Annotated in this window: 3 protein-coding genes; 2 read left to right on the top strand and 1 reads right to left on the bottom strand. The window is 64.7% G+C overall.

Going from position 1 to position 2,556, the window contains the following annotated elements:
• Together HP499_RS23295 and HP499_RS23290 are read left to right on the top strand one after the other, a co-directional pair.
• A partial coding sequence (locus HP499_RS23295; protein WP_253951766.1) for a YsnF/AvaK domain-containing protein occupies positions 1-563 on the top strand: 563 nt, incomplete at its 5' end.
• 116 nt (positions 564-679) lie between these two features.
• Complete coding sequence (locus tag HP499_RS23290) at positions 680-880, top strand: hypothetical protein (RefSeq protein WP_172326429.1); 201 nt, start codon at positions 680-682, stop codon at positions 878-880.
• Here HP499_RS23290 and HP499_RS23285 read toward each other — a convergent pair.
• Positions 849-2,556: glycoside hydrolase family 15 protein (locus HP499_RS23285; RefSeq protein WP_172326428.1), on the bottom strand; the 1,708-nt coding region annotated here is incomplete at its 5' end. The two genes, HP499_RS23290 and HP499_RS23285, sit on opposite strands and share 32 nt — an antisense overlap.

Genomic DNA, 2,556 nt, shown 5'->3' with positions numbered 1-2,556 from the left:
ACGGACTCAGCGACGGCGAAAACTACGGCGGCCAGCGCGATGACGATGCACGCTTCGCTGGAACGGTGGGAACCCGGGATACTGTGGGCACCCGGGACACCCTCGGTGCCAGGGACGCGACAGACACCGGCGCCTATCACCGGGACACCGATACCGACCGCGACACGTCCATTGGCCGGGGCGATGACGCCATGACCCGTTCCGAGGAGCAGCTGAATGTGGGCACCGAGAGGCAGACCACCGGCCGCGCCCGGCTGCGCAAGTACATCACTACGGAAAACGTCACCACCACAGTCCCTGTGGAACGCGAGGAAGTCCGCCTGGAGCGTGAGCCCATTACGGATGCCAACGCCGGTGATGCCATGTCCGGTCCGGATCTGACCGAGAGCGAACATGAGGTCACCCTGCACGAGGAACGGCCCGTGGTGGAAAAGGAAACCGTTCCGGTTGAGCGCGTTCGGCTCGAAAAGGACACGGTCCGCGACGACGTCCAGGTAGATGAGGAAGTCCGTAAGGAGCGCATCGAAACCGAGGGCACCGGCACGGGCGAGACGCGCCGCTAAAGGCTGGTTGTGAGGCCCGCTCTGCGCCCCAAGAACTCGTAGGAGGGCGCAGAGCGGGCCTCGCAACGGCCGTTTTTTTACTATCGCTGACCATCCGGTGATGGGACCATTGAGGTATGGGCGAACAAGAGAGTGTGCAGCCCGTCGCGCCCAACGGTGCGGCGTACGAGGACCGTGGCGACCCCACGACGCAACAGATGCGGACTGTCGGCCAGCGCCGCCGCGAAGCCGAGCGCAAGCTGGATCTTCACCTCGAGGAAGCCCGCCACAAGGGTGAACCCTCAGCTACCGAAGGCGAGGATCATTCCGAAGGGTAGAGCCGCTTGCCCTTTCCGGGTGCTTGGGTTTGTGTAGCGGGGTATCGCTGTTGTGGGCCTCGCCCTGGTGGAGTTGCAAGGCGCTGTGAATGAGCGGGAAATGACTGAAGGCCTGGGGAGTGTTGCCCAGGTGCCGCTGCGTTCGCGGATCCCATTCCTCACTGAGCAGCCCCACGTCATTGCGCAGGCTGAGCAGCCGCTCAAACAATTGCGTTGCTTCATCCGGCCGGCCAATGCCCAGGAGGGCGTCAACCAACCAAAAGGAGCAGGCCAGGAAGACGCCTTCATCGCCCGGAAGTCCGTCATGACCGGACTGGGTGCGATACCGGAGGACCAATCCGTCGTCGGTGAGTCCTTTCTGGATGGCGTCCACGGTACCCGTAACCCGCGGGTGCCGGTGCGGCAGGAAGCCCACCCGTGGAATCAGGAGCAGGCTCGCGTCCAGTTCCTTGCTTCCATAGGACTGGACAAAGCTGTTGAGTTCCTCGTCGAAGCCTTTGGCCATGACGTCGTGATGAATCTCGCTGCGGAGGGCGGCCCACCTGTCGGCAGGACCTGGCAGGCCTGAGGTTCGAACGGCCTTGACCATGCGGTCCGCAGCCACCCAGGCCATGACCTTGGAGTGCGTGAAATGCTGCCTTGGGCCGCGCATCTCCCACAGTCCGTTGTCCGGCTGGTCCCAAGCCCCCTCAAGGAACTCCATCAAAGCCACCTGGATATCCCAGGAGCTATCCACGGCGCCGTCAGGGGAAGCCGCCCGGGTCAGCGAAAGTCCGTCCAGGACCTCGCCCCATACGTCCAGTTGCAACTGCGGAGCGGCCGCATTTCCGGTGCGGACCGGCAGTGAACCTTCGTAACCGGACAACCAGGGGATGTCCGCCTCCGGGAGTCTCCTGGCGCCGTCGAGCCCGTAAACGATCTGAAGCTCCGAGGGGTCGCCGGCGATCGCGCGCAGCAGCCAGTCCCGCCACGCGGATGCCTCTTCGGTGTAGCCGGCGGCCAGCAGGGACTGCAGCGTCAGAGTGGCGTCCCGCAGCCAGCAGTACCGGTAATCCCAATTTCGCGGTCCGCCGATCTGCTCAGGCAAGGACGTTGTTGCTGCGGCCACGATGCCGCCTGTAGGTGCGTACGTCAGAGCCTTGAGGGTGATCAGGGAACGCTCCACCGGTTCTTTGTACTTGCCGGTCATCTCGCTGCGGCCGATCCATTCCAGCCAGAACGATTCCGTGGCTTCAAGGGCATGCAGCGGATTGATCCGGCGTGGTTCCCGCTCGTGGCTTGGTGCCCAGCGCAGCACGAAGGGAACGCGTTGGCCCGCGCGGACGGTGAATTCGCTGAAGGTCCGTTTGTCCCGGCCCTCCAAGGGCGCGGGGGTGGTGAGGTAGGCCGAGTCGGGGCCGGCCACGGCGCTGATCCCGTGCTCCCCGTGGCGGACCCATGGGACCACCCGGCCGTAGTCGAAGCGCAAAACCAGTTCCATGTTCATGGTGACTTCACCGGACAGGCCTTCGACGATCCTCACCAGGTCCACGGCGTCGTCGCGGACGGGCATGAAGTCGATGACCCGGACGGAGCCGCCCTCCACCTCCCAATCCGTTTCCAGGATGAGGGTGTCCTCGCGGTATTGGCGTCGCGTGCAGTTGGCGCCCTCCGGTGTTCCGGCGGGGGCCAGCAAC

The organism is Paenarthrobacter sp. CM16, assembly GCF_013179505.1.
Taxonomy (GTDB): domain Bacteria; phylum Actinomycetota; class Actinomycetes; order Actinomycetales; family Micrococcaceae; genus Arthrobacter.
The sequence above is the reverse complement of the archived record's forward strand: the minus strand, read 5'-3'. Positions and strand labels throughout refer to the sequence as shown.

Coding starts and splice junctions, on each gene's coding strand:
- HP499_RS23290 (WP_172326429.1), top strand. CDS start 680: ATGGGCGAACAAGAGAGTGTGCAGCCCGTCGCGCCCAACGGTGCGGCG.